The 20,939-nt window shown below is 40.4% G+C and carries 22 protein-coding genes and 1 riboswitch; of the genes, 7 read left to right on the top strand and 15 right to left on the bottom strand.

Annotated features, from left to right (window positions below):
* Window positions 1–34: 34 nt before the first annotated feature.
* Window positions 35–370 (top strand): HopJ type III effector protein, encoded by a 336-nt coding sequence (locus AW165_RS05805; RefSeq protein WP_060465218.1) that lies wholly within the window; start codon window positions 35–37, stop codon window positions 368–370.
* Window positions 371–835: 465 nt separating this feature from the next.
* Here the strand turns inward: AW165_RS05805 and crcB are convergent, their stop codons facing one another.
* The 4 genes from crcB to AW165_RS05785 all read right to left on the bottom strand — a co-directional run bounded on the left by crcB (window position 836) and on the right by AW165_RS05785 (window position 3,774).
* The gene (gene crcB, locus AW165_RS05800) at window positions 836–1,216 is read right to left on the bottom strand and encodes a fluoride efflux transporter CrcB (RefSeq protein ID WP_060465217.1); all 381 of its coding nucleotides are present in this window, start codon (window positions 1,214–1,216) and stop codon (window positions 836–838) included.
* Window positions 1,217–1,340: 124 nt separating this feature from the next.
* A riboswitch (Fluoride riboswitch) is annotated at window positions 1,341–1,407 on the bottom strand.
* A 45-nt stretch (window positions 1,408–1,452) separates the two neighbouring features.
* The gene (locus AW165_RS05795; RefSeq protein WP_060465216.1) at window positions 1,453–1,863 is read right to left on the bottom strand and encodes a GFA family protein; all 411 of its coding nucleotides are present in this window, start codon (window positions 1,861–1,863) and stop codon (window positions 1,453–1,455) included.
* Between the two features lie 77 nt (window positions 1,864–1,940).
* The gene (locus AW165_RS05790; protein WP_060465215.1) at window positions 1,941–3,146 is read right to left on the bottom strand and encodes a TIGR03862 family flavoprotein; all 1,206 of its coding nucleotides are present in this window, start codon (window positions 3,144–3,146) and stop codon (window positions 1,941–1,943) included.
* Window positions 3,136–3,774, bottom strand: a complete 639-nt coding sequence (locus AW165_RS05785) for an SAM-dependent methyltransferase (protein ID WP_081410558.1) — start codon at window positions 3,772–3,774, stop codon at window positions 3,136–3,138. The genes AW165_RS05790 and AW165_RS05785 overlap by 11 nt, the downstream gene beginning before the upstream one ends.
* 87 nt (window positions 3,775–3,861) lie before the next feature.
* On the opposite strand from AW165_RS05785, the gene AW165_RS05780 reads away from it, so the two are divergent.
* Window positions 3,862–4,056: a DNA gyrase inhibitor YacG gene (locus tag AW165_RS05780; protein WP_002114956.1), complete on the top strand. Its 195-nt coding sequence runs from the start codon at window positions 3,862–3,864 to the stop codon at window positions 4,054–4,056.
* On the opposite strand, the gene AW165_RS05775 is transcribed toward AW165_RS05780, so the two are convergent.
* The 5 genes from AW165_RS05775 to AW165_RS05755 form a co-directional block, all read right to left on the bottom strand.
* Window positions 4,053–4,697, bottom strand: a complete 645-nt coding sequence (locus AW165_RS05775) for an MBL fold metallo-hydrolase (RefSeq protein ID WP_005065967.1) — start codon at window positions 4,695–4,697, stop codon at window positions 4,053–4,055. The two genes, AW165_RS05780 and AW165_RS05775, sit on opposite strands and share 4 nt — an antisense overlap.
* 23 nt (window positions 4,698–4,720) lie before the next feature.
* Window positions 4,721–5,737 carry a ferrochelatase gene (gene hemH / locus AW165_RS05770; RefSeq protein ID WP_060465213.1) on the bottom strand — a complete coding sequence of 339 codons (1,017 nt, stop codon included), beginning with the start codon at window positions 5,735–5,737 and terminating at the stop codon, window positions 4,721–4,723.
* Between the two features lie 73 nt (window positions 5,738–5,810).
* Window positions 5,811–6,815 carry a DUF4062 domain-containing protein gene (locus AW165_RS05765; RefSeq protein WP_060465212.1) on the bottom strand — a complete coding sequence of 335 codons (1,005 nt, stop codon included), beginning with the start codon at window positions 6,813–6,815 and terminating at the stop codon, window positions 5,811–5,813.
* Between the two features lie 116 nt (window positions 6,816–6,931).
* Window positions 6,932–7,798 carry a glutamate racemase gene (gene murI / locus AW165_RS05760; RefSeq protein WP_025469760.1) on the bottom strand — a complete coding sequence of 289 codons (867 nt, stop codon included), beginning with the start codon at window positions 7,796–7,798 and terminating at the stop codon, window positions 6,932–6,934.
* Window positions 7,799–7,844: 46 nt separating this feature from the next.
* Window positions 7,845–8,456: a DUF1285 domain-containing protein gene (locus tag AW165_RS05755; protein ID WP_060465211.1), complete on the bottom strand. Its 612-nt coding sequence runs from the start codon at window positions 8,454–8,456 to the stop codon at window positions 7,845–7,847.
* A gap of 187 nt (window positions 8,457–8,643) precedes the next feature.
* Here AW165_RS05755 and AW165_RS05750 point away from each other — a divergent pair, with 187 nt between their 5' ends.
* Window positions 8,644–10,356 (top strand): electron transfer flavoprotein-ubiquinone oxidoreductase, encoded by a 1,713-nt coding sequence (locus tag AW165_RS05750; protein ID WP_005804177.1) that lies wholly within the window; start codon window positions 8,644–8,646, stop codon window positions 10,354–10,356.
* An 86-nt stretch (window positions 10,357–10,442) separates the two neighbouring features.
* On the opposite strand, the gene AW165_RS19925 is transcribed toward AW165_RS05750, so the two are convergent.
* Entirely contained in the window at window positions 10,443–10,823 is a 381-nt protein-coding gene (locus tag AW165_RS19925; protein WP_060465210.1) for a hypothetical protein, read from the bottom strand.
* Between the two features lie 135 nt (window positions 10,824–10,958).
* The gene (gene tusA, locus AW165_RS05740; RefSeq protein ID WP_060465209.1) at window positions 10,959–11,216 is read right to left on the bottom strand and encodes a sulfurtransferase TusA; all 258 of its coding nucleotides are present in this window, start codon (window positions 11,214–11,216) and stop codon (window positions 10,959–10,961) included.
* Window positions 11,217–11,400: 184 nt separating this feature from the next.
* Between tusA and AW165_RS05735 the strand changes: the two genes are divergently transcribed.
* Complete coding sequence (locus tag AW165_RS05735; protein WP_002114976.1) at window positions 11,401–12,240, top strand: HlyC/CorC family transporter; 840 nt, start codon at window positions 11,401–11,403, stop codon at window positions 12,238–12,240.
* A complete protein-coding gene (lnt, locus tag AW165_RS05730; RefSeq protein ID WP_060465208.1) occupies window positions 12,237–13,796 on the top strand; it encodes an apolipoprotein N-acyltransferase in 1,560 nt (519 codons plus the stop codon). Before AW165_RS05735 ends, lnt begins: the two co-directional genes overlap by 4 nt.
* Before the next feature lies 1 nt (window position 13,797).
* On the opposite strand, the gene AW165_RS05725 is transcribed toward lnt, so the two are convergent.
* The 4 genes from AW165_RS05725 to gspF form a co-directional block, all read right to left on the bottom strand.
* A complete protein-coding gene (locus AW165_RS05725; protein WP_005079284.1) occupies window positions 13,798–14,136 on the bottom strand; it encodes a tRNA-binding protein in 339 nt (112 codons plus the stop codon).
* A 145-nt stretch (window positions 14,137–14,281) separates the two neighbouring features.
* Window positions 14,282–14,626: a hypothetical protein gene (locus AW165_RS05720; RefSeq protein ID WP_017398750.1), complete on the bottom strand. Its 345-nt coding sequence runs from the start codon at window positions 14,624–14,626 to the stop codon at window positions 14,282–14,284.
* Between the two features lie 267 nt (window positions 14,627–14,893).
* Window positions 14,894–15,409, bottom strand: coding sequence for a type II secretion system major pseudopilin GspG (gspG, locus tag AW165_RS05715; RefSeq protein ID WP_017385392.1), 516 nt, complete (start codon window positions 15,407–15,409; stop codon window positions 14,894–14,896).
* A 23-nt stretch (window positions 15,410–15,432) separates the two neighbouring features.
* Window positions 15,433–16,638, bottom strand: coding sequence for a type II secretion system inner membrane protein GspF (gspF, locus tag AW165_RS05710; RefSeq protein ID WP_060465206.1), 1,206 nt, complete (start codon window positions 16,636–16,638; stop codon window positions 15,433–15,435).
* Window positions 16,639–16,786: 148 nt separating this feature from the next.
* Between gspF and AW165_RS05705 the strand changes: the two genes are divergently transcribed.
* Window positions 16,787–19,015, top strand: coding sequence for a primosomal protein N' (locus AW165_RS05705; protein WP_060465205.1), 2,229 nt, complete (start codon window positions 16,787–16,789; stop codon window positions 19,013–19,015).
* Window positions 19,016–19,091: 76 nt separating this feature from the next.
* The gene (locus AW165_RS05700) at window positions 19,092–20,936 is read left to right on the top strand and encodes a monovalent cation:proton antiporter-2 (CPA2) family protein (protein WP_060465204.1); all 1,845 of its coding nucleotides are present in this window, start codon (window positions 19,092–19,094) and stop codon (window positions 20,934–20,936) included.
* The last annotated feature ends 3 nt before the right edge of the window (window positions 20,937–20,939 follow it).

Genomic DNA, 20,939 nt, shown 5'->3' with positions numbered 1-20,939 from the left:
TGCTTAAGCCCCATTTGATAGGAAGTTTAAAATTATGGCACAAGAGTTACTTGCCCAATTACAAGCAGGCACAGCAAAATTTTCAGACGTTTTAGCTCATATTGAGGCACGTTACCAACATACTCCAACGGCTTTTCAAAATGGTGCACAGCATAACGCTGCTACTGAAAATCAAGGCAGTGCAAAAGTTTTCTCTTTTGCCAAGCTACAAGGTTTAGACCAAGCACAAACTTTGAGTTTATTTGCAGAACACTACGCATCTGTATTAGCTACCCCAGAAGGAACTGATCATCAAAATATTCGTCAGTTTATGCAAAATGGTTGGGATGGTGTGAAGTTTGAAGGTCAGGCTTTAACTAAAAAAGCTTAATCATTTTTTTAGCACAGCCTCAAATTATGAGATTTTCTAAAGCCTATTAATAGGCAATGCCTCACTTTTGAGGGCAAAAGTGACAAAACCCTTTGTTACGCTGATGCTACATCCATGTAGCACAGCGAAACGACGGCATCCATGCCGTCTGTCACGATAGTAAATGCCTTATTTTTCTTAATTAGTTTATTAGCCTCTTACATTCGATACGCGATAACGTCATTCGCAGCCTGCGTGGTGTCAATAAAAGATCGTTTTTGCAAAGCATAAGATAAATGGATTCAGTGAACAGGTTCTGCGAATGACAGATGCCTTTGGTTACTTTGGGCAAAACCAAAGTAACTTAATTAGCTGCTTCCATTAGATAACTCAACGATAAGACTCCGTCGTGAAACTCCTACCCAACACTCAACTTCGATGAGCTCTCACAACTTGAAATCATGGTCAATTCTTAAATATAAAAAATCAATGTCCTGCCACCCAATGATAAGTCGCCAAACCCAAACACGTAAAAATTAACGACCCAATTAAATGGATGGAAATCCCCAACATGGCCATTCCCAACTTACCGCTTTGTAATAAAGTGACGATCTCAATCGAGAACGTTGAAAAGGTAGTTAAAGCTCCACAAAAACCAGTAATCATAAAAAGCTTATAGTTCGGACTTAAATCACTTTGAGCAAAATAGGCAATTGCAAAACCAATAATAAAGCCGCCCACTAAATTAACAGTCACTGTACCCAGTGGAATTTGCGGGTAAATCGGGTTGAGTTTTAAACCTAAAAACCAACGCAACCATGCCCCTAGAACTGAGCCTAAAGCAATTGAAAGTAGAGAGTAATACATAGGACCACCCCTTTAGATAGACGCTAAAAGAGCAAAAAATAATGAAGGGAAATATGACACAGCGTACTCCAAAAATAAGCAGAGTACGCAATAACCTACGTACCCAGCGATATAAATACATGAGGGTAACGTAGGCATCATTAGCCAATATGGCGGTTTTTCAAGGGAGGAATGCCATCTCCCTGTTTTAAGTATATTAGATCATCTTGAATTTGATTTAAACATACTTTTTAAAATCATGGACGTTCAGCAAATTGTGGTAAATCATCCTGAATACATTCCCATTCCGCCTTAGAAGCAGCAAAAATATGCATTGTCGGCTTTTGGTCTAGTGGTGTATCAAGTGTCCCAATTCTTAAGCGATATAATTCAGGCTGCGCATCACGAGAACTAATAAGCGGTGAACCACATTCGCTACAGAACCAACGATATACACCGTTCACAGCAAATTTTTTGACAAGGTTTTCACCTTGGGTAATTTTAAAATCTGCACTGTTGATAGGAGCATTCGTTGCAAATGCTGTTCCATTGGCTTTTCGGCATCTTTGACAGTGACACTGAATAATATCTCCGATATCGCCCTTAATTTCATAGCGAATCTCCTGACATAAACAACTTCCCTGATAGACTGGTGATGCTTGAGACATGTTATTCCGGCTCCTATTATTATTGATCGCTCAAAAATAGCACTTTTCACATATCAAACATAGCACCCAATAAGCTGTTATTTCTTTAAAAATGAATGCACACCTTCGCCAGCTGCTCGCCCTGTAGCAAAGCATGCCGTAAGCAAATAACCGCCTGTAGGCGCATCCCAATCCAGCATTTCACCGCAGCAAAATACACCTGACATTTGTTTGAGATTTAAACTTTCGGATAGCGCTTCTTGCTTAATGCCTCCCGCACAACTAATCGCTTCTTCGATGGGTCTAAAGCCATCTAACTTAATTTGAAGTGCTTTAATTTGCTGAGCCATAGCCTCTGGTTGGTTCCATAGTGCTTTATCGACCACTTCTCGAATTAAGTTAATCTTGGCTGTGTCTAAGCCTGCTTTACGCCAGATATTGGTGAGCGATTGTTTTTTGCTAACTTGTAATTTTTTAACTAACTGTGACAACTCTACATCAGGCAATAAATCTAAAAATAAATTTAAGCTTTGCCCTTGTTTTTGCTGCTCTCGTAAAGCACGTCCGAGTTTATAAATAACACCACTTTCTAAACCATAGTGAGTAATCACAATATCGCCATGAGTAATCTGGCTAGGATCAACCCATGCATTGATACGTTTTAAAGGTTCACCAAAACAGCTTTCCATAAAAGCTGACCAAGTGTGAAGTACACCTGCATTACTTGGCTGGAAAGGTTCAATATTGGATTGATCCATCCATTGCTGCCATGCACCATCACTACCTAATTGTGACCAAGACACAGCCCCACAAGCCAACACGACCGCATCGTATTGCTGAGTAAAGGTTTCAGTGCTTTGATTATTTTGGTTTTCTAAAGTTACCGTTGTGCCTTGTAAATTAATACAACGATGACGATAAAAGAATTTAACCTGCTGTTCTGCCAAGCGTTTTAGCCAAGCACGGAGTAAAGGAGCCGCTTTCATTTCGACAGGAAAAATACGACCTGAGGTCCCCACATAAGATTCAATTCCAAGACTTTTCATCCAGCTTTGAATCCAGACTGCATCCCATTTTTCCACCCACGGTTTGAGCCATTCTGCATGGTCATAGCGCTCAATAAACTGCACTAAAGGTTCAGCATGCGAGATATTTAACCCTGTTTTACCTGCCATCAGAAACTTACGCGCAGCTGAAGGTTTCTGCTCGTATACATCAATATCATAAGCATACTGGCTCAACACCTCAGCTGCCATTAAACCAGCCGGACCCGCGCCAATAATGGCAACCCGCTTATTCGCCATGCACTTGACCTTGTAATGGGGCAAACTCATCAAAACGTGTGCTGTAACCTTCAGGTTTAGTGATCACAAACTGTTGGCAAAGTTCTCCGCGTTCTAAATACTTAATTTCAAAATGAGTACGCGCAGATGTTTGAGCAATTTTTTCTTTTTGGTAAGGCAGCTTCCAGACATTAATTAATTGTTGTTCAGCTTCTTCAATATATTCAGGAATATTACTTGCCAAAGTAATGGTTCCACCTGTTTGCAGGCGAGAGATTAAGAACTCAAAAAATGGCATATTCAACCAGCGCTGTGCTGGATTATGGGGTTCTGGGTTTGGATAGAGAATAAAGAAATGTTCAACTTGAGCAGGATGTAGTGCATGTACCACCCACGGTAAAGCATCTGCATGTACAGGAATTAAATTATCTCTTGGTTCCAGACCGTGCTGTTTTTGCATTGCCAAGAATTTTTCTCGGGTTCGTTCAATTGCATACAATGTGTGCTGCGGCTGTTGCCCGCTAAAAAGCAAAGCATGTTTACCCTTGCCCGCTCCAATTTCTACACAAATTGGGGTATTTTCAATTGGGGTAAAATCGCGAGGCGCTTGCATACGTTGTGCTTGAAATTGACGAATCGACATAATCACATCAAACTAAATAAAAATCGGCATAAGTCTAACAAGTCACCTGACTTTTGCCTAATCTATTTCTCTTCACTTTGAGGATATCGCTTTATGCCACGTACATTTCCCTGCCCACGTTGTGGTGAACCAAGTGTTTGGGAAGGTAACGAATTTCGTCCATTTTGCTCTGAACGCTGTAAATTAATTGATTTAGGTGCGTGGGCAAATGATGAATATAGACTGCCTACCCAAGATGCGCCTCAGCATAACAAGGGTAGTCAAAATGAAGATGATTACGAAGATTAACCTGCTTTACCCGCGACAAAAGGGTTAAATTGTTTTTCATAGCCAATGGTACTCATCGGACCATGTCCAGAAATAAACTGAGTATCATCTGGCAGACTAAAACATTCACGTTTAATCGATTCAATCAACTGATCGTGATTACCACGCGGGAAATCTGTTCTGCCAATTGAGCCTTTAAACAAGACATCACCTGTCCACAGCAATCCATGATTTTTATTATAGAAAATAACATGCCCTGGTGTATGACCCGGCGCAAAACGTACCTCAAACTCATCTTCACCCAGTTTTAGCACTTCACCGCCTTCAAGCCATTGATCGACTTTAACAGGCTGTGGAATTGGAAAGCCATAACGTGCTGAAACTTCCTGAATCATATCTAGCCAAAACTGATCTTCTTTATGTGGCCCAATAACTGGAACGTTCCATTCTTTGGCAAGCTCACCCACCGCTCCTGCATGATCTAAATGCCCATGAGTGAGCCAAAGAGCCTTCACTTTTAAACCTAAGGCTTCTACTTCTTTTTTCAAAACCGAAGCGTCACCACCCGCATCAATCAAAACTGCTTCTTTGGTTTCACTGTCCCAAACAAGAGAACAATTTTGGGCAAATGCAGTAACTGGAACAATTTTGACTTGCAGCATAAGAACCTCTGGCTAAAACGCAATTAACGGTGGGCTAAGGTATAGGTAAGGGCATCAAGATTAGCCTGAACTAACCCTGCAAGCAAATCAATATGAGCTTGATCGCTATTTAAAGCAGGAATATAAGCATAGCTACCACCACCCGCCTCTTGAAACAACTCAGCATTTTGTATGGCCAACTCTTCAAGTGTTTCCAAGCAATCAGCAGAAAAAGCTGGGCTTAATACCTGTACTGACTTAACGCCTTGCTTCGCCCAATCTTGTAAAAGTTGGTCTGTATAAGGCTTAACCCACTCTTGTTTCCCAAAACGTGACTGGAAGCTAATTGCCCATTCATCATCTTTTAAATGCAAAGCTTCAGCGACTAACTTTGCAGTAATGCGACAACGGTCTGCATACGGATCGCCTTTGTCTGCATACGGCTGTGGAATACCGTGAAATGACATCAACAGTTTTTCAGGTTTCCCATGCTGCTCTTGGTAGGCTAAAACACTTTCTGCTAATGCCTGAATAAACATTGGATGTTGATAATAATCTTTAATAATTGTTAGACCCGGCAAGTTTCGCTGGGCTGGAATCCACTTGGCAAATGCATCGTATAATGGTGCTGTAGAAGTGGCTGAATATTGAGGAAATAAAGGCAATAGAATGACATGCTCTTGCGGGTTAGCTGCCAGTTTTTCTAAAACTGCATCAATGCCTGGATTACCATAGGTCATCGCCGGTATCACGGTTAAATCAAACTGATTATTTTCTCGCTGCAAATAAGCCTGAATACGTTGAGTTTGCTCAAACACAATTTCACGCATGGGCGAATCTTTTGACCATACCGAAGCATAGGCATGTGCTACCCTTTTTGGGCGAAAAGGTAAAACAAACAGATTTAAAATAATCCACCAAATGAATTTCGGTATTTCAATTACACGTGAATCAGATAAAAACTGCTTTAGAAAACGGCGAACCGCCGAAACAGTGGCCTCATCCGGTGTACCTAAATTCGCTAAAATGACTGTGACTTTCGGTTTTTGTTCAAACGACATGTGTAAATGCCTTTCAATTCATCTTATGTCACTAATGTAACAGCTTTTATTGTCATATATAAATTGAATCGCTCTAAGCTTTTAATCGAATGCCCCGATGATTCCATTTATAGCTAAGTAATAACTTTTGAGCTTTAGCTGTGACTTTCCATAAGCTATAGGATTGTTCAGTATGAGTTGGAACAATCCAGCCCTGTGACTGCATTTGCTTTTTTATCCGAAACAATGCCTTATGGTTAATCTGAGCGCAGGCAACAGCATGAGCACGAGGTAACTCCTGACGAGCATCTTCTAAGCCAGCCTGATTCAAATATTCATTTAAACATGTCCCAAAATTCTCTTCTGGTGTCGCTGTTTCAAACTGCTTTGCCAATATGCTTAACAACTGCGACCAAGTCATTTGTCGTTGTCGTTTAAGCTCTTTAAAATTCCCATCCTGAAATGCTTGAATTTGATATTCAAATGCAAAAACGTCTTGGGGAGCAACTTCGTTTACTTGAGCTGATGATTCTGCTAATTGTTGTTCTAACTGTAAAATTTTACTTTTTAATAACTTAATTTCATCTTCTAAGTAATGAGCCTGATGAGCAGGAACCCAACCTTGTCCTATATGCTGTTCAACCATTAAAGGCATATTTAAACGGACAGCCAGCTCTAGTTCACGTGGAGTTTTAAAGTAAAAAATATGATTTACATCAAGTAGTAACTTTTTTCTAAATGCGAGAAATTTATCTTTAAGCTGTGGATGTGTTTCTTGTAAACGTATTTCACGACTTTCGGGCTGCTCATGCATGAACACAATAATAGGTTTAGCCTGACTTAACGCATATTCATACTCTAAAGATAAATAACTCACACCAGAAATCGACTGCTCTCCATACTGGCTGCCTAAAAGTAGGATTACATAATCACATTCATCAATTTGTCGACGTGCAAGCGTAGTGGTTAGGGGTGTTCGTTGTTCTAATCCCCAAGCGAAGAAACCCATCCCTACCAAGGTTTGAGACAGAACCATCCGCTCTGGCTGCATATCGCGGCCGGATGTTGAAATAAAAATCTGATAGCGTGTATCGAGCATAACAATACCCTTTCGCCCCATGATCTGTCCGTGACTTAATATCAGCCAAGATCATGAACCGCCCCAAATAAAATAATAAATCTAAAAAACACTAGTTTCTAAATGATGCTAAAAGATCAGTTCAGATTATGAAGTGTCCAAGTTAACTCTTGTGGAATCAAATGTTGTAAAACAGGTTGCAGTGCCTCAGCATTATTACCGCTGACATAACATTCAATACGTGCAACATTCTGACCTATTTGGTCACATAATAACTCATTTTTTATTAAAATACGGGCTGTTTGTCGGGCAACTGCCAATCCAGAATCAACCAGTGTGAATTGGTTATCAAAAAGATGATGAATTGCTTGATTTAAGAAAGGATAATGCGTGCAACCGAGCACTAAATAGTCGGCACCTTGCTCAGCAGCGGGCTGTAAAACTTCTTTTAATGCCTTTAAACATGCCTCACCCATTTGCTGACCGGCCTCTACACAAGGAACGAGTTCAAGGCTAGTTAAAGTCATCACCTTAACGCCTGCTGGAACAGCAAACTTCTCGACTACATCTTTAATAAGCTGGCCGCGAAAAGTAGCAGGCGTTGCCAAGACGGCAACTACTTTAGAACGTGTCTGTAATACGGCAGGTTTTAATGCTGGAACCAATCCAACAATTGGAAAGTGTTCACCATAATGCTCACGCAAATGATCAAGGCTAAATGCAGAAGCCGTATTACAGGCTACGACTGCAATTTTACAACCTTGACGATATAGCCAATCAACAGCACGCGCAGTCAGTTCCCTAATTTCTTCATCAGAACGTGGACCATAAGGCACGTAGGCAGTATCGGCATAATACACAATACGTTCATTTGGTAAATATTTGGCAATTTCTGCTGCAACTGACATCCCTCCAATTCCCGAATCAAAAATACCAATTGGGGCATCTGCTGATGCTTTAGGCATAGGTTCTAACTCGGAAAATAAAGGTTGTATGGCGGTCATAGCTGTACTGAAGTGTCAGAAAATTTCACTTCCTAAAGCTTAAACCTCAAGTGCCTAATTGCAAGAGCAAATTACCACTTTTTAGCTCTAAAATGGTTTCACCTTTATCGTTTTCAATCAGTGTTCCATAGTTCACCAAATGATAGAAAGCCTGACGTTGAATCAGCGCATTAATCCCAAAACGGACATGCACATAAGGACGCAACTCTCCTGCATATTCACGCATAAAAATAGGATGTTCTGCATCAACCAAAATTACATCTTGATTGGTGGTGGTCAGTTGTAAAAACTGCTCACCTGAAATTTCGACCTGATCTGCCTGATTGACTAATAAAGGTTCATCTTCAACTTCGATTTCAATTTGTTCTACAGGGGTTTTCAGGTAGAATTTGCCTTCTTCTTTCCATAGGACTTTGGTAAACAGATCTAATAGAGCTTGGCGCCTGATTAATTGACCTTCGTGCCACCATTCTCCATTGGATTTCACTGTCAAATCCATTTTGCCGCAATGCTTTGGATGCCACTGCTCTAAAGGTGGAATTGACCTTTTGTGACTTTGCTGTACACCTTTTAAGTATTGTGCAATGTTCATTAAGTTTTTATCATCAGATAACGGTATTTTTCCCATATCCGATGGTGAATTATTTTGATTTACCATAGTTTATGCCTTGCTGACGAAAAAATGTTACGACTCAGCCAATTGGCTAGATCATGGTTTAAAACTATACTAGCCCAAACGATAAAAGGCACAATAGCATATTTGCGCCTATGGATTAAAACACTCACGGCAGCACCGAATTATCTGAATATGACGGTTGCCACCTTTAAGTATTGAGGAGTCCTACATGGAACACATCGAACGTGAATCGATGGAGTTTGACGTTGTCATCGTAGGTGCAGGACCTGCAGGTCTATCTGCTGCGATTAAGATCCGTCAATTAGCGATTGAAAAAAACTTACCCGATCTTTCTGTTTGTGTAGTTGAAAAAGGCTCTGAAGTAGGTGCGCATATCTTGTCTGGTGCTGTGCTTGAGCCACGTGCCATCAATGAACTTTTCCCGAACTGGAAAGATGAAGGCGCGCCTCTTAATGTCCCTGTAACTGAAGACAAAACATTCTTCTTACTTTCAGACACCACTTCTAAAGAAGTACCTCACTGGATGGTTCCTAAAACCATGCATAACGATGGTAACTATGTTATTTCGTTAGGTAACGTTGTTCGCTGGTTAGGTCAAAAAGCTGAAGAGCTAGAAGTTTCTATCTTCCCTGGCTTTGCTGCATCTGAAGTGCTTTATCATGAAGACGGTACTGTAAAAGGGATTCAAACTGGTGACATGGGTATTGGTAAAGACGGCGAACCAACGCATAACTTTACTCCAGGCTATGAGCTTCACGCTAAATATACCCTCTTTGCTGAAGGTTGCCGTGGTCACTTAGGTAAACGCCTAATTGCGAAATACAACCTCGATAAAGATGCTGATCCACAGCACTACGGTATCGGGATTAAAGAGCTTTGGGAAATTGACCCAGCAAAACATAAACCGGGCTTAGTTATGCACGGTGCAGGTTGGCCTTTAGCTGAAACAGCTTCTTCAGGTGGCTGGTGGTTATACCACGCTGAAAACAACCAAGTGACTTTGGGCATGATCGTGGACTTGTCTTATGAAAATCCACACATGTATCCATTTATGGAAATGCAGCGCTGGAAAACTCACCCACTGATTAAACAGTATTTAGAAGGTGGTAAGCGTATTTCTTACGGCGCACGTGCTGTAGTGAAAGGCGGCTTCAACTCATTGCCTAAATTGACTTTCCCAGGTGGTTGCTTAATTGGTGATGATGCAGGTTTCTTAAACTTTGCAAAAATCAAAGGCTCACACACTGCCATGAAATCAGGCATGTTATGTGGTGAAGCTGTATTTGAAGCGATTGCTGCGGGTGTAGAAAAAGGCGGTGATCTTGCGATTGCACGTGTTACTGAAGGCGAAGATTTATTCGTTAAAGAATTGACTTCATACACTGACAAATTTAACAACAGCTGGTTAAAAGAAGAGCTTTATAACTCTCGTAACTTTGGTCCAGCAATGCATAAATTTGGTCAATGGATGGGTGGTGCATTTAACTTTATCGACCAGAATGTCTTTAAAGTGCCATTCACTTTACATGACTTGAAGCAAGACTTTGCTGCATTGAAAACTGTTGATGCAACAAGCTTTAAACCAAACTATCCAAAACCAGATGGCAAGCTTACATTTGACCGTCTGTCTTCTGTGTTTATCTCAAACACTGTACATGAAGAAAACCAGCCAGCTCACTTGAAGCTTACTGACCCTTCAATTCCAGTGAATGTGAACTTACCAAAATGGGATGAGCCTGCACAGCGCTACTGCCCAGCTGGTGTTTACGAAATCATGGAAAATGATGATGGTTCTAAACGCTTCCAGATTAACGCAGCGAACTGTGTTCACTGTAAGACCTGTGATATTAAAGACCCATCTCAAAATATCACATGGGTAACGCCTGAAGGCGGCGGTGGTCCGAATTACCCTAACATGTAATTCCTTGCGCCGCTTTAGCCGCGGCTCATATCCTAATATGTAATAAAAAAGCCCCGATTATTCGGGGCTTTTTTATTAGTATCCACTTATTGAAAAGGCGGTATTTTTGCTACGTTTAAATTAAAATTCTTTTTATAGAAAATAAATGTACCTAATAAAAATAAGCCAAGAAAACCAAAGTTTCGTGCTAAATCGAAGTACCAAACTGACTTCCCAAACAATAAATCAACAACTAACATAAGCCCCATAAAACCTGTATGTAAAATCAGACTCATCTTTATCTTTGGTTCAGGAGCAAAAGATGTATTTCTATAACCGAGGAGAATAGAACCTAAAATAATAAGAATAGATATAATAATGATAGCGACAGTTTCAGATAACCAAGAGATCTCTAAATGTAATAACCCAGCAATTGAGAAAAACCAAAGAAAAATAAATAAACTTCGTTTCACAAAATAATCATTCATTTTCATACGTCATTTATATACTTAATTTTATAAATTATATAACGATTCTTATTTGTAAAAAATTATCATTTCAAATTAAAATTGAATTATTCATGGCTTCTAATCGTCGTTATTAGAAGCCTTATTATTATTCTATTAACCTTTCTTCACTAAGTAATGAAATTCTTTATGACCATTTTCATCTAAGCATTCTTCTTGCAACAACAACTCATGCCCTAAATGCATACAAAATTTAGGAATATCCCAAGAAGTTGACGGATCGGTTGCCAATACCTCAACAACATCTCCTGATTTTGCCTTACGAATCGCTTTATGTAGCATCATGATAGGTTCAGGACAGCGTAAACCACGTGTATTAAGTTGCACAGTAGGTGATATAGATTGTTCTGACATGACAAACTCGAACAAATAGAATTTTCACATTTTAGCATAAACAAATTACTGAGCTGTTAACTGTAACTGGCTTTTACATAACAATATACGTTTTGTCTTTTAGCTTGTTTTATAGATGCATAAGCATCTTTTCTTCGGTATGATCTGTGTATTCATTTGATACATTGAGTCTTTAGGAAAGATCATGCAAGAGGAACCAAGTCCGTCGTGGGGAATGCGAGGCTTACGAAAATGGTTAGGTACAGCGCCAGAAACCCGTGATGAATTATTAAAATTAGTCCAAAATTCACGCCGCTTTTTAGAACCAGATACCGTTGCTATGCTTGAAGGCGTTCTTGACCTTCCGGCTACAAAAATTCGTGAAGTCATGACGCCACGAACAGCAATGATCAGTTTGCAAGAAGATGATCAATTACTTGATATTCTTGATGTACTGGTTGAGTCTGCTCACTCACGCTTTCCAGTCTTCTCTGCCGATCAGCCTGACAATGTTGTCGGGATTTTGCTCGCAAAAGATTTGTTGCCGTTTCTAACTGAACCGAATACCAAAGTTGATATTCGAGTTCTTATGCGCCAACCTTTATTTGTTCCTGAAAGTGCACGTTCCGATCAGGTCCTACGTATGTTGAAACATACTCAGACTCACATTGCGATTGTGATTGATGAATATGGTTCAACAGCAGGTCTTGTTACACTTGAAGATATTCTTGAAGAGATCGTTGGCGAAATTGAAGATGAGCACGACACGGTTGATGAAGATGCTCAGTACATTGTTCCTGACAATGACCATACGGTAGCAAATGCATGGATGGTGCAAGCACTTACACCAATCGAACATTTCAATACTGTTTTAGATGCTGATTTTTCTGACGATGAAGTAGAAACTGTCGGCGGTTTATTGCTTCAAGAGATTGGTCTGGTAAGTGATTTACAAGGTCAAACTGTTGAGCTTGGAAATTGGTTATTTACAATCGTTGAAGCAGATGCCCGCACTATCCATCTGATTCGAGCTGTACGTCAATGAGAGCATACTTTGAAAAGCTGTTAGATTCTTCGCAACAACAAAAACAGCTTCCTTTAATTTTTCCTTTACTCATTGCTTTATTTTCAGGTGCCGTATTCAGTTTTTCACTGGCACCTTATTATTGGTGGTGGTTGGCAATTTTATCTCCGGCCCTACTCTATGCAACACTACATAAGCGCTCAGCTAAACAAGCCTTTGCTATTGGTTGGAGCTATGGCTTTGGCTTATGGTTTGTAGGCGCTTTCTGGCTCTATACTTCGATCCATGTATATGGCGATACCAACGCTTTTCTAAGCGTGTGTATGATTGCTGTTATGGCCCTTGTGATGGGCTTATTTACGGCATTTCAGACCTGGATTTACCGACGATTCTTCCCTGAAACACCACTGACTTTTGCCCCACTCTGGATTGTTTTCGAGTGGGCAAAAACTTGGGTGTTTACAGGTTTCCCATGGCTGTTTGTAGGTTATGCTTTTACCGAGCGTTTACTCGATGGTTATGCACCGCTATTTGGTATTTATGCAATTTCCTTCGTGGTCATTGTATTAGCATGTGCTTTAGTTGAAGTTCTACGCAAGCGTGTTTTCTGGATTATCCCTTCTGCCCTATTGGTTTTGGGTGCTTGGGGAGCATCGTATATTCAGTTTGTAAAACCTAAAGCTGCTAAACCACTTAGCGTTTCGCTCATTCAAGGTAACATTCCACAAGATTTAAAATGGCTAACCGAATATCAAGTTAGAACATTAGAAATTTATGCTGGTTTGACACAATCTGAATGGGGCCGTGATCTGATTGTATGGCCTGAGTCTTCAATTCCGCTTTTCCAAACTGATATTGAACCGTTTTTGGATGCAATGGATGCACAAGCTAAAAAGAACCATACTGCATGGGTAACCGGAATTCCCTACTGGGATGTTGCAAAATCACATCAAGTTGGTAGCCCGCTGTATTACAACAGTATTATGGCTTCTGGCAGTGATTCAAGTGGACTCTATAAAAAGCAGCGTCTTGTTCCATTTGGTGAATACATCCCTCTTTCAGGTTTACTCTCTTGGGTGTTACCAGCCATGCAAAATGATATTAGCATGAGCGGTTTTACACGTGGTGAGAGTGACCAGAAACCCCTCTTAATTAAAGGGCATGCACTTGCTGCTGCAATTTGTTATGAAGTGGCTTACCCGAACCTGACAAGGCGTAATGCAGAAGACAGCGACTTTTTGGTGACTGTATCGAATGATGCTTGGTTTACGGGCACTGCTGGGCCTTGGCAACATTTACAAATGGTGCAGATGCGCGCGAAAGAAAATGGCCGCTGGTTTATTCGTGCAACCAACACAGGTGTAACAGCGTTTATTGATCAAAATGGTCATATCACTGAACAAGCACCAATCGATAAAGAGTTTGTCTTGAGAGGCGATTTACCTGCTATGCAAGGCCAAACTCTTTATAACCGTTTAGGTGATTATCCAATTTTAGGATTCGCGGTCTTACTGCTGATTTTAGGTTGGGTTTATCGTCCGCGTAAAGTTGACGTTTCTTTTAAATCCCGCCGCTAAATCACAATAACTTTGTACCCAGAGGTACTTCAAACTCTGGGATACAAAGTGCAACGTCACCATCTGCATTATGAAATCCTGTCACTAAACATTCCGACTGGATAGGCCCTATTTGTTTTTTAGGGAAATTCACTACGGCAACGACTAATTTACCCACCAAATCTTGTGGCTGATAAAGCTTGGTAATTTGTGCACTTGATTTACGCACACCCAATTCTTCACCAAAATCTACATGCAAAATATAAGCAGGTTTACGCGCCTTTTCAAAAACCTCGGCTTGAATAATTTTACCAACACGCAGCTCTACTTTTAAAAAATCATTCCAATCGATTTGTTCCATTTCATATTTCTCATTTTCTTAAATTGCTGATTTGAAGCATATAATATGTACAAATGAAGAAACATCCTGTTTTTAAGTCCAGTTAAAAAATAAAACGTAGATGTTGAGTCTACGTTTTATCTAAAAATTTGTTTTTAAAATATTATTAAAAAGTGATCGATAATTGCAAAGATAAATAAGCAACTAAACTCGATAAAAAAACCATGGGTACATAACGGTAAGCTTTAAAAAGAAATTGCTCATATTGAGTAGAGATTTGTTTAGCTTGCCAGACGCTCGCTTTTAATGCAGTAAAGAAGCTCACCATTAACCATGCGCTCACAATACTTAATGCGAAGAAACCAATCATGATTTGGCTACTTCCCTCTGTACTCAGCCATAACTTTAATGAAACCTCAGCAATCGGCAATAAACCCAAAATCAATAGGACAGACTTGAGCATTACCCAATGAAACTGAGTCAGTTCATCTAATATGAGAAATGCTTTCATTTAATCTCTCCTTTTAATTGAATAAAGTGCTTTTTAGTTATTATGCAAAGCTTTCATTTAAATATATAGCTTATTTTTCTCTACATTTTAACTTTCTTGTAACTATTAAATATGGGAATAATTCTTATTATAAATCTCAAATATTTATATTAACTTTAATTTATATTTTTCAGTTAGTTATTATATTTTTCTGATTGAGAGAGATTATCAATTCGTATTTAACATTTTAACTGTTTAACTGAATTGATAATCTCCATTACATTTTAATTAAGGTTGATAATAAATATCTGCATCATTACCTTCACCGCCTTCTTTGCCATCTGCTCCAAATGAGTACAAATCAAAAGCTCGCCCATCTGCCCCAGGAATGACATATTGAATATCATTTTTCCAGCTGTCTTTAGGATAACCACCTTTTACATAACCACCTGGCATCCAGTTTTTCGCTGTAGCTGGCTGGTTAACCAAAGCATCTAGCCCACCTTCTTGCATGGTTGGGAAATGGCCATTATCGAGCTTGTACTGATCTAAAGCACCCGCCACACCCTTTAATGCAATTTGAGTCGTATCAATTTTAGCTTTTTCACTACGCCCCATGACATTTGGTACGATTAAAGCTGCTAACACACCTAAAATTACAATCACGACCATGACTTCAATGAGGGTAAAGCCTGAGGCACGCTTCATTCGAGCACCGCTCGAACGTGCCGCAAGTCCGAAAGCTACGCTTGAGGTTTTTTGAGCATCCTTAACGTGCTCTTTTTGTTTCATGACCATCTTCATCATTATCTCTAATATCAAAGTTATTAAATCATATTGTTCATATTTACGATTGGCAGCATAACCGCGATTACAATAACCAGTACAATGCTTGCCATTAAAACCAGCATAAGCGGTTCAAGTAATGCCAGTAAGGTTGAAATAAATGTCGTCACCTCACGGTCTTGCATGGTCGATGCTCGTTCTAACATCCTGTCAAGCTCGCCTGATGCCTCTCCACTTCGAATCATTTGTACCATCATTGGTGGGAAATAACCACTGCGCTCCAGTTGCGTACCCAAGTTACCGCCCTCTGTCACTCGCTCAGCCGCATGAGCAATTGAATCTCGGATAACCCAGTTGTTGGTCACTGCTGCACCAATTTTTAAGGCATCCACCAAAGGAACACCTGAACGGGTCAAAATAGATAAGGTACTGGCAAATCGTGCAGCATTAATACCACGTGATAGTTTACCGAATAATGGCAATTTGAGTGTTAATCGATCAAAAGCATAATGTCCAGCAGTGGTTTTTAAAAACCGTACGAATGCAATAACACCCACCACTGCAAAAAGAATAATGAACACCCACGCGTGACGAATAAAATCACTGGCTTTCATTAAAGCGACTGTAATCCACGGTAAAGCATCTTTATTTTGATCAAAAGTTTTTACAATCTCTGGCACAACATAAGTCATTAAGCCCATCACAATACCAAAAGACATCAGCATTAAAATGATTGGATAAATCATGGCGCCCTGAACTTTCTTTTGCATGGCAAAGCGGTTTTCAGTGTAATCCGAAAGCTGATCTAAAATGAGATCTAAATGTCCCGAGCGCTCGCCAGCAGCCACCGTTGCAATATAAAGGTCAGGGAAACGTCCAGACTGCTGCATACCTTGTGCAAGTGAATGCCCTTCTAAGACTCGAGAACGAACAGATAATAAAAGATTTTGTACATGTGTTTTTTCACTTTGCCTACTCACGGCGCGTAAAGCTTCTTCAAGTGGAATAGCAGCGGCAACCAAGACCGAAAGTTGTCTAGTCATGAGTGCCAAATCGTAAGCACTGAACTTTTTTTGGAATACCCCCTGACTCTGATGTTTATCTTTTTGTTCAACAGGGTCAACGCTAATTGGTGTCCATGCTTTATCGCGTAATTGTTGGCGAATCTGGCGCGCTGAGTCTCCCTCAAGCACCCCTTTTTGCTGCTTCCCTGAAGCATCAATGGCAGTAAATTGATATGCAGGCATGGTAATGTTCTAATTTTCCAAAAATAATAGTCGCTGCTGTTGCATCTATGCTACGCAATCATTCATATTCGTTCTATAGCCTGTGTAGAATACCCAAGTCCTCTTCACGACGCTATGCCGTTTTTTAAAATTGACGAAATGAGCCTCTATGACCATAACGCCAAAGCCTGATTCAGTTGTTTATCGTGTGCGTGTAGCCGTACCTGTACATCTGTACGACACTTTTGACTATACACTCACCCAAGCACAATATGAACGGGCTCATGTAGGCTCACGCGTCGCTATTTCATTTGGGCGCCAAAACCTGATTGGCATCATTACTGAAAAAGTTAATCCAAGTGAATCATTTACAGGCACCTTTCAGCTTAAAGCCATTTCTGACCTTTTAGACGAACAGCCTATTTTAGATGAACAAGTTTTAAGTTTATTGACATGGTCGGCTCAGTATTACCAATTTCCAATTGGCGAGGTCATGCAAACCGCCCTACCCGCATTATTGCGTCAGGGCAAACCAATGGATGTTTTGTTCCATCTTTGGAAAATCACACCATGTGATAATGTTGAAGCACTTCTTAAACGCTCTGTTAAGCAACAAGACGCATATCAAATTTTAAAGTTACACCCTGCCGGAACTACAGAGAATATTCTTAATTTAAGTGGTGTAGAAACGGCTACGCTTAAAGCACTTCAAAAGAAAGGACTGGTTGACTGTACGCTTGAACCACACGATTTTAGCCCATCGCCTGTTCAATTGGCACAAATGCCGCTTACACTCAATGAAGACCAAAAGAAAGCAACCCAGCACGTCGTAAACGCACAGCATCAATACCAAGCCTTTTTATTAGATGGTTTAACAGGAAGTGGTAAAACTGAAGTTTATCTGCACATCATGCACGAGGTTCTAAAGCAAGGTAAACAAGTACTGGTGTTAGTTCCAGAAATTGGTTTAACCCCTCAAACGATTTCTCGTTTTAAGTCTCGTTTTAACTGTGATATTGCTCTATTACACTCAGGCTTAAATGACTCCAAACGCCTACAAGCATGGCAACAGGCCCAGACTGGTAAAGCATCTATTATTTTAGGAACACGCTCTGCGATCTATACGCCACTGCCACGTTTAGGCTTAATCATTTTAGATGAAGAACATGACCTCTCTTATAAACAGCAAGAAGGTTTCCGTTACCATGCACGTGATGTCGCACTGTACCGAGGTCACTTACAAAACTGTCCAGTTATTTTAGGTTCAGCAACACCGAGCATCGATAGTTATTATTTGGTCGAAACTGGTAAATTAACTTCACTGCAACTTAACCAACGTGCAGGCCATGCGCTTTTGCCTAAAATGCATTTGATTGACCTTAAAATTGTCAAAAAGCAACATGGAATTAGCCAACCTCTTATTGAGCAAATCAAGCATACGTTAGCAAGAAAAGAACAGGTTTTAATCTTTTTAAACCGTCGTGGCTATGCACCTGTACTGGTCTGTGAAAGTTGTGGGTGGCAAGCAAATTGTCCACATTGTGATGCACATTTTACGTTGCACACTCAGCCTTATTCTTATTTACACTGCCACCACTGCGGTACTGTTCATCGCTTACCCGATCAATGCCCTGAATGCCAGCAAAAAAGCCTAAAAACCCTAGGTGCTGGAACAGCTAAGGTTGAAGAGCACTTACAAGAACTATTTCCAGACTATGATGTGATTCGGGTTGACCGTGACAGCACCAGTCGTGTCGGTAGCTGGCAAAAAATCTATGATCGGATTCATCAAAACAAACCAACAATTTTGCTTGGTACTCAAATGTTGGCAAAAGGTCACCATTTCCCACACGTGACTTTGGTTGCTATTTTAGATATTGATGCTGGGTTATTGAGTGTCGACATTCGTGCGCCAGAACGTACTGCACAGTTAATTGTACAAGTCGCGGGTCGTGCAGGCCGTGGTGAACATAAAGGCCATGTTTATTTACAAACCCTAAGACCAGATCACCCTTTACTGACCACGCTCATCGAAAAAGATTATCGGGCGGTTGCCAAACAGACTCTTGCGGAACGTAAAGTTGCTTTGCTGCCACCTTACCGTTATGCAGTACTGATACGTGCGGAATCCAAAGATCGTGACTATACCTTGCAATTTTTAAATGAAGCGGCAGAACATTTACGCCAAATTGCGGGTGAAATTGTTGATATTTGGGGGCCAATTCCAGCCCCTATGGAGCGTAAAGCTGGACGCTACCGCGCCCACATGGTGATTTTATCTGCTGACCGTGCTCGCCTCCATTTTTACTTAAGACAATGGTGGTCACAATTGGTTCATGCACCTCGGCAGCATCAACTTCGACTCTCAATTGATGTTGATCCGCAAGAATTTAATTAGATGGCTTGAATATCATGGTGTGAAGAAGCCTTTTTGGCTTTACACTTAAAAGAGACTAATACATTCGAGGCAATGAATGTCATTCTTACTGCAAGCAACAATTTTTCTTGGAGCTTCTCTGATTTTAGTCCCTCTTGGCAAACGCCTAGGGATAGCAACAGTTTTAGGCTATTTATTTACAGGAATACTTCTAGGTCCTAGTGTTTTAAATATTGCACATGACCCTGAAGCGATTATGGAACTTGCCGAATTTGGCGTTATCTTATTAATGTTCCTGATTGGTTTAGAGTTGCGCCCACAACGTTTATGGGAAATGCGTAACTCTATTTTTGTAATGGGAAGTCTGCAAGTCCTCATTAGTGGGGCCATTCTTATGCTGATCGTACTGTTACTCTTTCAACAGCAGCTTTCTGTCAGCTTTGTGATTGGTTTTGCCCTTGCGCTGTCTTCCACCGCTTTTGTATTACAACTTCTGACTGAAAAGCAGCAACTCAATACGACTTATGGTCAGCAGTCTTTTTCCATTTTACTTTTCCAAGATATAGCGGCTATCCCCTTACTTGCCATTATTCCACTCTTGGCAGGAACAGAATCAACCCATCATGGGGTGGCTTATTTTGCGGCTATCATTGCAACCTTTACTGGTCTGTTTCTGTTTAGTCGCTATGTGATGCGTCCATTCTTCCGCTTTGTTGCCAAAAGTGGAGCGACTGAACTTATTACAGCAGTAGGATTATTTATTATTCTTGCTGTTGTCTTGCTTATGGATACTTTAGGAATTAGCACCACATTAGGTGCATTCCTTACAGGTGTATTATTAGCAGATTCAGAATTTCGCCATGAAGTTGAAGCGAGTATTGCACCGTTTAAAGGTTTATTGCTTGGCTTATTCTTTATGACCGTCGGCATGACTACACAGCTGTCACTGCTCATTGAAATGCCTTTGCTTATTATTGGTGGTGCGGTCGGCTTATTGCTCATCAAAACGCTGATATTGACCGCCATCGCCCGCTATAAAAAATACAGTTGGAATAACAGCTTGCTTTTAGGTACTTGCTTGGCCCAAGGCGGAGAATTTGCTTTTGTAATTTTGAGCCTTGCAAAAAGTGAGAAGATTTTAACTCAAGCTCTATTAGAGCCAGTGACGCTGATCGTAACGTTGTCGATGGTACTTACTCCAGTAATTTACTGGATTATGGCAACTCAGATCATTCCTCTGTTTAATAAAGAACGTCCACCTGAGTATGACGAAATTCCTCAGCAGGATAATCCGATTATCATTGCTGGTTTTGGCCGATTTGGACAAATTATCGCGCGTATTGCCCGCCTACAACATTTAGGCTTTACTGCAATCGACAACAATCTTCATCAAGTAGACTTTGTTCGTCGCTACGGCGGTAAACTCTATTATGGCGATGTAACCCAGCCCGATTTACTGCGTTCTGCCGGTATTGAAAAAGCTAAAGTATTTATTTTAGCGATTGATGATGTTGAAGACTCCATGAATGTTGCTCGTCATCTTAGATTAAATTATCCAAACTTAAAGCTATTAGCCCGTGCTCGCGACCGTCACCATGTCCATCTTTTAAGAGATTTAGGCGTGGAATATATTTGGCGTGAAACGTACTTATCTTCATTAGGAATGGCTTATCGCGCTTTACGAGAACTTGGAATCTCTGATGAACAAGCCTATAACAATATCGAAATCTTTCGGGATTATGATGAGAAATTGCTCATACAGCAGCAAAGTATTTATACTGATGAACAGAAGATTTTTGAAACACATCGTAATGCCTTAGCCGAGCTTGAACATTTGTTTGAAAGTGATGCGCAGCAACAGGCTACATCAAAACATGATGTTAATTTAAAGCGTCATTTACAACCAAATCGCATCGACATTACAAGAGATCATCTAGAATAACTT

The organism is Acinetobacter sp. LMB-5, from assembly GCF_001541635.1.
Lineage (GTDB): Bacteria > Pseudomonadota > Gammaproteobacteria > Pseudomonadales > Moraxellaceae > Acinetobacter > Acinetobacter pittii.
This window is presented reverse-complemented; position numbering and strand designations above follow the sequence as displayed.

Coding starts and splice junctions, on each gene's coding strand:
- AW165_RS05805 (WP_060465218.1), top strand. CDS start 35: ATGGCACAAGAGTTACTTGCCCAATTACAAGCAGGCACAGCAAAATTT.
- tusA (WP_060465209.1), bottom strand. CDS start 11,216: ATGTCAGAACAATCTATATCACCTACTGTGCAACTTAATACACGTGGT.
- crcB (WP_060465217.1), bottom strand. CDS start 1,216: ATGTATTACTCTCTACTTTCAATTGCTTTAGGCTCAGTTCTAGGGGCA.
- lnt (WP_060465208.1), top strand. CDS start 12,237: ATGAGAGCATACTTTGAAAAGCTGTTAGATTCTTCGCAACAACAAAAA.
- AW165_RS05750 (WP_005804177.1), top strand. CDS start 8,644: ATGGAACACATCGAACGTGAATCGATGGAGTTTGACGTTGTCATCGTA.
- murI (WP_025469760.1), bottom strand. CDS start 7,798: ATGACCGCCATACAACCTTTATTTTCCGAGTTAGAACCTATGCCTAAA.
- AW165_RS19925 (WP_060465210.1), bottom strand. CDS start 10,823: ATGAATGATTATTTTGTGAAACGAAGTTTATTTATTTTTCTTTGGTTT.
- AW165_RS05790 (WP_060465215.1), bottom strand. CDS start 3,146: ATGGCGAATAAGCGGGTTGCCATTATTGGCGCGGGTCCGGCTGGTTTA.
- AW165_RS05780 (WP_002114956.1), top strand. CDS start 3,862: ATGCCACGTACATTTCCCTGCCCACGTTGTGGTGAACCAAGTGTTTGG.
- AW165_RS05725 (WP_005079284.1), bottom strand. CDS start 14,136: ATGGAACAAATCGATTGGAATGATTTTTTAAAAGTAGAGCTGCGTGTT.
- AW165_RS05765 (WP_060465212.1), bottom strand. CDS start 6,815: ATGCTCGATACACGCTATCAGATTTTTATTTCAACATCCGGCCGCGAT.
- AW165_RS05735 (WP_002114976.1), top strand. CDS start 11,401: ATGCAAGAGGAACCAAGTCCGTCGTGGGGAATGCGAGGCTTACGAAAA.
- AW165_RS05795 (WP_060465216.1), bottom strand. CDS start 1,863: ATGTCTCAAGCATCACCAGTCTATCAGGGAAGTTGTTTATGTCAGGAG.
- gspG (WP_017385392.1), bottom strand. CDS start 15,409: ATGAAGATGGTCATGAAACAAAAAGAGCACGTTAAGGATGCTCAAAAA.
- AW165_RS05775 (WP_005065967.1), bottom strand. CDS start 4,697: ATGCTGCAAGTCAAAATTGTTCCAGTTACTGCATTTGCCCAAAATTGT.
- AW165_RS05705 (WP_060465205.1), top strand. CDS start 16,787: ATGACCATAACGCCAAAGCCTGATTCAGTTGTTTATCGTGTGCGTGTA.
- AW165_RS05755 (WP_060465211.1), bottom strand. CDS start 8,456: ATGGTAAATCAAAATAATTCACCATCGGATATGGGAAAAATACCGTTA.
- gspF (WP_060465206.1), bottom strand. CDS start 16,638: ATGCCTGCATATCAATTTACTGCCATTGATGCTTCAGGGAAGCAGCAA.
- AW165_RS05720 (WP_017398750.1), bottom strand. CDS start 14,626: ATGAAAGCATTTCTCATATTAGATGAACTGACTCAGTTTCATTGGGTA.
- AW165_RS05700 (WP_060465204.1), top strand. CDS start 19,092: ATGTCATTCTTACTGCAAGCAACAATTTTTCTTGGAGCTTCTCTGATT.
- hemH (WP_060465213.1), bottom strand. CDS start 5,737: ATGTCGTTTGAACAAAAACCGAAAGTCACAGTCATTTTAGCGAATTTA.